Source organism: Polaromonas sp. P1_E1_2 (assembly GCF_056406035.1).
The window spans coordinates 1-7,016 of record NZ_JBFUAZ010000180.1; the positions used below are offsets into that span (position 1 = coordinate 1).

The 7,016-nt window shown below is 63.2% G+C and carries 9 protein-coding genes; 2 read left to right on the forward strand and 7 right to left on the reverse strand.

Annotation, left to right across the window (positions count from 1 at the left end; all coding sequences use genetic code 11):
• The 3 genes from AC1D1P_RS10525 to argS form a co-directional block, all read right to left on the reverse strand.
• Positions 1-327 (reverse strand): thioredoxin domain-containing protein (locus tag AC1D1P_RS10525; RefSeq protein WP_477672934.1); only part of this gene is annotated, 327 nt, incomplete at its 3' end.
• 128 nt (positions 328-455) lie between these two features.
• Positions 456-1,088: an SPOR domain-containing protein gene (locus AC1D1P_RS10530; protein ID WP_477672935.1), complete on the reverse strand. Its 633-nt coding sequence runs from the start codon at positions 1,086-1,088 to the stop codon at positions 456-458.
• 54 nt (positions 1,089-1,142) lie between these two features.
• On the reverse strand, positions 1,143-2,828 hold the full coding sequence (argS, locus tag AC1D1P_RS10535) for an arginine--tRNA ligase (protein WP_477672936.1): 1,686 nt from the start codon (positions 2,826-2,828) through the stop codon (positions 1,143-1,145).
• 135 nt (positions 2,829-2,963) lie between these two features.
• Between argS and AC1D1P_RS10540 the strand changes: the two genes are divergently transcribed.
• On the forward strand, positions 2,964-3,260 hold the full coding sequence (locus AC1D1P_RS10540) for a PsiF family protein (protein WP_477672937.1): 297 nt from the start codon (positions 2,964-2,966) through the stop codon (positions 3,258-3,260).
• Between the two features lie 149 nt (positions 3,261-3,409).
• Here AC1D1P_RS10540 and AC1D1P_RS10545 read toward each other — a convergent pair whose 3' ends face one another.
• Positions 3,410-4,330 carry an HTH-type transcriptional regulator ArgP gene (locus AC1D1P_RS10545; protein ID WP_477672938.1) on the reverse strand — a complete coding sequence of 307 codons (921 nt, stop codon included), beginning with the start codon at positions 4,328-4,330 and terminating at the stop codon, positions 3,410-3,412.
• Positions 4,331-4,426: 96 nt separating this feature from the next.
• On the opposite strand from AC1D1P_RS10545, the gene AC1D1P_RS10550 reads away from it, so the two are divergent.
• Complete coding sequence (locus AC1D1P_RS10550) at positions 4,427-5,068, forward strand: LysE/ArgO family amino acid transporter (protein ID WP_477672939.1); 642 nt, start codon at positions 4,427-4,429, stop codon at positions 5,066-5,068.
• 25 nt (positions 5,069-5,093) lie between these two features.
• Here AC1D1P_RS10550 and AC1D1P_RS10555 read toward each other — a convergent pair whose 3' ends face one another.
• The 3 genes from AC1D1P_RS10555 to AC1D1P_RS10565 form a co-directional block, all read right to left on the reverse strand.
• Complete coding sequence (locus AC1D1P_RS10555; RefSeq protein ID WP_477672940.1) at positions 5,094-5,543, reverse strand: DUF2214 family protein; 450 nt, start codon at positions 5,541-5,543, stop codon at positions 5,094-5,096.
• An 18-nt stretch (positions 5,544-5,561) separates the two neighbouring features.
• Positions 5,562-6,494, reverse strand: coding sequence for a LysR family transcriptional regulator (locus AC1D1P_RS10560; RefSeq protein WP_457282367.1), 933 nt, complete (start codon positions 6,492-6,494; stop codon positions 5,562-5,564).
• A 100-nt stretch (positions 6,495-6,594) separates the two neighbouring features.
• A partial coding sequence (locus AC1D1P_RS10565; RefSeq protein ID WP_477672941.1) for a shikimate dehydrogenase family protein occupies positions 6,595-7,016 on the reverse strand: 422 nt, incomplete at its 5' end.

A 7,016-nucleotide genomic window follows, 5' to 3' on the forward strand; every position in this document is an offset into this window, starting at 1 on the left:
CACGTAATACAGGCGCTGCTGAGGTTCGAAATCGGGGCGGAAGGACACTGGAACACGCCGCACGGACACGTCCTTGGGGATCTGCTTCATCCAGGCTTCGAATTGCGGCTCGAAGGCGTTGCAATGGGGGCAGTTGTACCAGAAGAATTCCACCACCTCGACCCGGCCGGCGGCGGTCTCGGTCGGCGCTGGCTTGTCCAGCGTCAGGTAATCCTCGCCGTCCTTGAAGGCCTTGGCCTGGGCTTGCGCCAGGGTGGGCAGGGCGGCGACGCCGCCCAGGGCGGCTGCTGCCGAGGCGGCTGAAAACGAAAACTCACGGCGTTGCATCAGATTTTTCTCCTGGAATGACAGAAATAGCCCGGAAACCGCCCCTCTGGCGGATGCCTCGTGGCGCGGGGTATAGGGGTTTGTACACCAGCCTCGTGAAAAGTTCAGCCTATCGTTGGACGAGGGCTTCAGCGCTGGACCCGGACCAGCGCGGTTTCAATGGAATTGTTGTCCAGGCGCTCCTTGGCCTTGTCGGCATCTTCCTTCTTGTCGAAAGGGCCAAGGCGCACGCGGTACACGGTGCGGCCCGCCTGCTCGCGTTCCGACACTTTGGCCTGCATGCCCAGCAGCAACAGCTTGGCGCGTTGCTGTTCCGCATCTTCCGGCGTGCGAAAGGCACCGGCCTGAATGAAATAGCTGAAGGGATCCGCTCCCGGACCGGACGACAGGCCTTCGACCTTTGCTTTTGCCAGATCGCCCAGCGGATCGGCAGGTGCCGGCTTGGCCACCTTGGCCGGCGCCGAAGCGGCGGCCCTGGGGGCGGGCCCGGCGGAGGGGTCGGGTACCGGAACACCAGGCACTTCAACCGCTGCCGGAGGCGGCGGCTTGGGTTGGTTCTTGCCGGCCAGCGGGGCGTTCGGGTTCCAGTCCTTGTTTTTCTTGGCTTCAACAGCGTCGCTGTCGGGGTTGCGTGCCTGGCTCTTGTTCATGAAAGGAACCGGCACCTTGGTGATGTAAACCGCCACCGCCAGCGCCGCGCCCAGGCCGATCAGCGCGCCAATGATCAACCCCAGCAGGGTTCCGCCTCGTTGTGTATTCATACCTTGCCCACGTTCATTGCCTTGTCCTGAAATTCGCATGGTTTTCGCTACTGGTTACATCTTGCGCGGGGCGCTCACGCCCAGCACTGCGAGGCCATTGTGCAACACCTGCGCAGTCGCGGCGACCAGCGCCAGGCGTGCCTGCTTGACGGCCTCGYCGTCTACCAGGATGCGCTCGGCATCGTAATAGCTGTGATAGCTCGCCGCCAGCTCGCGCAGGTAAAAAGCTACATCGTGCGGTGCCAGGCCGGCGGCCGCATTGGCAAGCATGTCAGGGTACTTGGCGAGCAGCAGCATGAGTGCCTGGGCCTGCGGGCTGTCGAGTGCCGACAGGTCCACGGATTTCAGCTTCGCTTCGTMGCCGCCCTGGCCGGCCCAGATGGTGAGGATGGAGCAGATGCGCGCGTGCGCCATCTGCACGTAATACACCGGATTGTCATTGCTCTGTGCCAGCGCCAGGTCAATATCGAACAGGAACTCCGTGTCCGGCTTGCGACTGAGCAAAAAGAAGCGCACGGCGTCCGCGCTGGTCCATTCGATCAGGTCGCGCAGGGTGACGTAGCTGCCGGCGCGCTTGGAAATTTTGACCTCTTCGCCGTTGCGCACCACGCGCACCATGGTGTGCAGGACGTAATCGGGGTAGCCCTGGGGAATGCCTTCGCCGGCGGCCTGCAGCCCGGCGCGCACGCGGGCAATGGTGCCGTGGTGGTCCATGCCCTGGATGTTGATGGCCTTGCTAAAGCCGCGCTCCCACTTGGCCAGGTGGTAGGCCACGTCCGGCACAAAGTAGGTGTAGCTGCCGTCGCTCTTTTTCATCACGCGGTCTTTGTCGTCGCCGTAGTCGGTCGACTTCAGCCACAGCGCGCCGTCCTGCTCGTAGGTCTTGCCGGCGTCTTTCAGTCTGGCCACGGCGCTATCGACACGGCCCGAGCTGTACAGGCTGGACTCAAGGTAGTAGTTGTCGAACCTGACCGAGAAAGCCTTGAGATCCAGGTCCTGCTCGTGGCGCAGGTAGGCCACGGCGAACTGGCGGATCGARTCSATGTCGTCSACATCGCCCGAGGCGGTGTATTCGCGGTCGTCCGACTTGACGGTCTTTTTGGCCAGAAAGTCGGCCGCGATGTCGGCGATGTAATCGCCGTTGTAGGCCGATTCGGGCCATCCGGCGTCGCCGGGCTTGATGCCTTTGGCGCGCGCCTGCGTGCTGGTGGCCAGGGTCTGGATCTGCACGCCCGCGTCGTTGTAATAGAACTCGCGCCAGACCTTGGCGCCTTGCGTGGCAAAAAGGTTGCAGATGGCATCGCCCAGCGCGGCCTGCCGGCCGTGGCCCACATGCAGAGGGCCAGTCGGGTTGGCCGAGACGAACTCGACGATCATTTTGCGTGCCGGGTCGGCCGGCTGCACGCCGAACTGCGCGCCGGCGGCCAGCACTTCGCGCACGGTCTCCTGCTTGGCGGCGGGCTTGAGGCGGATGTTGATGAAACCGGGGCCGGCGATTTCGATAGCGTCTACCCAGCGCTCGAAGGCCGGAGCCTTCAGCAAAATGGCACGCAAGTTTTCCGCCACCTGGCGCGGGTTGAGCTTGAGCGGCTTGGCCAGCTGCATGGCGGCCGTGCAGGCGAAATCGCCATGGGTCGCCACCTTGGGGGATTCAAAGGCAGCTTTGTCGCCTGCGCCGGGGGAAAGTTCTTCCAGCCCCGCAGCCAGGGCCGCGAGCAGGTCTTTTTTAATCGAGAGCATGGTCTGATTTTACGGTTAAGCCATGCGCCGTCCGGGGCCGGTAAATGCCCGGTCATCGAATTTGCCCGGCGCGGCGTTATGTGTTGGAATTCCAGCCGGAACTCAAACCTGATTCCCCAACCCAATGGAGCCACCATGAAAAAGCCGTTATCCCTGATCGCCGCCGTTTTTGCCGTCTCGATGGCCTTGTCTCCGGTGGCGCACGCCGCGGACGCTCCAGCCAAAACCGCACAGCAAACCAAAATGGGTACCTGCAACAAGGACGCTGAAGGCAAGAAGGGCGACGAACGCAAGGCATTCATGAAAGAGTGCCTGAGCGCCAAGAAAGAAGCACCAACGCAGCAAACCAAAATGAAAACCTGCAACGTCGACGCCAAGGGCAAAAAAGGCGACGAACGCAAAGCCTTCATGAAAGAGTGCCTCAGCAAGTAAGCCGGCCGCATCAAACAGAACCAGCCCGCCATGGATGTTATGGCGGGCTTTTTTTGTGTCAGTGATTTCTTGATGAGTGCTATTAATTTGATAGCTGCTTGCGCCCATCTGCAAAGCGCAAGCGGCACTTTTTGCTTACAAATACACCGTCACATCTGTAGCAACTCCCCTTGCGCCGCCTGCTTGACCGCCTGTGTCAATCGTTGCGCCGCAACGGATTCACGTGCCCAGTGCTGCCAGTACAGCCGCACGTCGACCGTGCTGTCCGGCAGCACTTCCTGCAGCGGCGGCTTGCGGGTGCGCGCGGCCAGCAACAGGTCGGGCACCATGCCCCAGCCCATGCCAAGCTCCAGCGCAAGCTCGAACGCATCCACCGCCGGCACAAAGTGGCGCGGGTACAGCGCGTCGCGCAGCCCGAAATGCTGTTCAAGAAAAGTATCCTGCAGCGCGTCCTTGCGGTTGAAGATCACGGCAGGGCTGGCCAGCAGGCGATGGGCCAGCCGGTTCGGTGCGGCCTTGCCGCCCGCCGCGGGCTCGTTCCACTGTGCCACCAGTGCGGGCGAGGCCATGCAGCGGTAACGCATCACGCCCAGCGGTTCAGCCACGCAGCCCCGCATAGCCTGCGCCAATGCAGTAACGCAGCCCGTGACATCTCCGCTTTTCAGGGCTTCGTGGGTGTGATCCTGATCGTCCACCACGACATCGAGCAGCAGGCCGTGAGTGTGCAGGGCTGTGGCCACGCCCGGCAAGAACCACGTGCTCAGGGAGTCGGCGTTCACCGCCACACTCAGGCTTTGCAGGCGCGCGGGCTTTCCCCCGCCCTGCAGCCCGGCCAGCAGGTCGCCTTCCATGAGGCGAACCTGCCGGGTGTGCCCGAGCAAAGCCTGACCGGCCGACGTGGCGCGTACCTGTTTGCCGCGCACCAGCAGCCGCTGCCCCAGTGCGTTTTCTAGTGACTTGATGCGCAGGGACACGGCAGCCAGCGTCAGGCTCAGGGCCTTGGCGGCTTCGCCGAAACTGCCGTGCTCAATCACGGCGGCCAATGCTTCAAGTTGTCGGGCATCGAGCATGTTGTTAGGCACCTACTAAATTAATTAATAATTGACTAAAGCTAGTTTTAGTTAATTCTATTTAACTATTATGAGCCCTGGCACACACTTGCGGCCATGAACCCGCTCACCGCCCCCGCCTTCCTGACCGGCATGGTCCTCAGCCTCTCGCTCATCATGGCCATAGGCCCGCAGAACGCCCACGTGATCCGCATGGGCCTGCTGCGCCAGCATCTCTGGCTCACCGTCGCCGTCTGTGTGCTGACCGATGTGGCCCTGATCGCCGCAGGCGTTGCCGGTCTCGCGCAACTGGGCGGTCTTTCCGACAAGCTGCTGGGCGCCATGACCGGCGCGGGCGCGCTGGTGCTGCTGGTGTATGGCGCCCAGGCCATGCGGCGCTTTCTGCAGCCTGCGCACGCGTCTGCCCGGAACCCCGATATGGCCGGCGCAGAGGCCATGCCGCGCCGCAAGGCCATCGGGCTGGCACTGGCGCTGTCATGGCTCAACCCCCATGCCTGGCTGGACACAGCCGTGGTCATCGGCACCGCATCACTGGCTTACGCCCGGCCGGACAACGCCGTGTTCGGCCTGGGCGCCATCACGGGTTCATTGCTGTGGTTTACCGGCCTGGGGGTGGCGCTGTGGTGCGTGGGGCRCAGGCTCAACACGCCGGCCATATGGCGCGCCATGGACCTGCTGGTGGCGCTGATGATGTGGGGCACCGCCTTCTGGCTGGTGCACGGCCTGTTTTCAGCCTGACGCCGGCTGCAGCACTGGCGTGCGCCTAACCAAAGCCACGGGCCAGAAAGACGGCAGCCAGCGGAATGAACGGCAGGATGTGCGCCTGCACCATCACCAGCCGCCGCGCTTGTTTGACTTCCAGCGAATCGGGCAGGGCACCGTTGGCGCGCAACTCCCGGCGCCAGCGCGAAAACATCATGGTGGGTTTGATGGAAATCAGCCCGATCACCAGGAACATGACGAGCTTGACGTACAGCAAGGGGTTATGGGCGTACCAGGCCGCGCCCTTGCTGCCCAGAAACACGCGCGCCAGGCCGGTCAGGAACACCGCGCCGGCCGAGATGCCGTAGACCATGTCGATCTTGCCGAGCCTCTCGATCACGGCGGCGTTCAGCCACTCGGTGCGGCACAGCGCCGCCTCGCTCGCCAGAAAAACCACCATGGTGAGAATCGCCAGCAGGTGGGCATAGGCCAAAAGAGATTCGAGAACCATCGTCGGGATCCTTTCCAGTCAGGGTTTTGTGGTGGTGGCGGCTGGCGACGAGCACCAGAACTCCGGTTGGCTGTAATGGTGTTTCAGAAAATCCAGCCAAAGGCGAACCCGCAGGGGCAAGTGTTTGCGTTGCGGAAATACGGCGTAAATACCGTTGGGCGGCGCGGCAAAATCCTCCAGCACCGCCACCAGCTGGCCGGCGGCAATTTCCGCCTCGACCTCCCAGGTGCTGCGCCAGGCAATGCCGTACCCTCCCAGGCACCAGTCATGCAGGACCTGGCCGTCCGAGCAGTCGAGCGGCCCGCCCGGCTTGAGATGGATCAATTCGTCCTGGACCCGGAACGCCCAGCCCCGCGTTTGCGAGGCGTCGCTGGACAGCGTCAGGCAGTCAAATTTCGCCAGCTCGCTGGGGTGCTGGGGCGTGCCGTGGCGGGCCAGGTAGACCGGCGTGGCCACGCACAGCCGGCGGTTGTCAGCCATGCGCACACTCACCAGCGAAGAGTCCGGCATGTCGCCGACGCGCACTGCGCAGTCAAAACCCTCGCCGGCCAGGTCAACCACCCGGTCGCTCAGGTTCAGCGAGATCGTGACATCGGCATGCACTTCGCGAAAGCGCGTCACCAGGGGCGCCACATGGCGGCGGCCAAAGCCGGCCGGCGCGGTGATGCGCAGATGCCCGCTGGCCTTGACGCCGCCGGCCGATACGCTGGCTTCGGCGTTGGCAAAATCAATCAGCAGACGCTGGCAGTCTTCAAGAAAGGCGCTGCCTTCGTGTGTGAGCGTGATGCGCCGGGTGGTACGCACCAGCAACTTGACGCCCAGGCGGCCTTCCAGTGCATCAAGCCGCCGACCCATGATGGCCGGCGCCACGCCTTCGGCGTTCGCGGCGGCAGTCAGGCTGCCGCGCGTCGCAACCGACACGAACGATTCAAGCTGCTTGAGTTTGTCCATGCTGGATTATGTCTATGAACGTCTGAAATCAGACGTTTTTAGCATTGATTCCAGCACTTCCCACCCAGGAAGCACGGTGCGTGCGTCCTCTTACACTTTTTTAATAACTCAGCCGTGCCACCGACCGCAAGACGTCCGGTGTGGTGGTCGGCAGGCCAAAAAATTCCAGGTAGGCCGGGATCTGCTCGAACAGCATGTCCGAACCCACCTGCACGGTGCAACCTCGCGCCTTGGCCGCCGCCAGAAACGCGGTCATTTCCGACTTCATGACCACTTCGCCCACAAAACTGCTGGCTGCGATACGTGAAACGTCCATGGGCAAGGGATCGCCTTCATTCATGCCCATGGGCGTGGCATTGACCACCAGGTCGTAACCCGCCGGGTCGCTGGAGCCAGTGGAAAGTTCCAGTGCCGTGTAGTGCTGGCGTAGCCGCCCTGCCAGGGCCTGCGCAGAGTCCGCATTGACGTCGCACAGCCCCAGCGCGCGCGCGCCGGCCTTGGCCAGGGAAGCCGCGATTGCCG

Bases quoted from the DNA above. Each gene is read 5' to 3' on its own strand.
- AC1D1P_RS10530 (WP_477672935.1), bottom strand. From the start codon at position 1,088: ATGAATACACAACGAGGCGGAACCCTGCTGGGGTTGATCATTGGCGCG.
- AC1D1P_RS10540 (WP_477672937.1), top strand. From the start codon at position 2,964: ATGAAAAAGCCGTTATCCCTGATCGCCGCCGTTTTTGCCGTCTCGATG.
- AC1D1P_RS10545 (WP_477672938.1), bottom strand. From the start codon at position 4,330: ATGCTCGATGCCCGACAACTTGAAGCATTGGCCGCCGTGATTGAGCAC.
- AC1D1P_RS10555 (WP_477672940.1), bottom strand. From the start codon at position 5,543: ATGGTTCTCGAATCTCTTTTGGCCTATGCCCACCTGCTGGCGATTCTC.
- AC1D1P_RS10560 (WP_457282367.1), bottom strand. From the start codon at position 6,494: ATGGACAAACTCAAGCAGCTTGAATCGTTCGTGTCGGTTGCGACGCGC.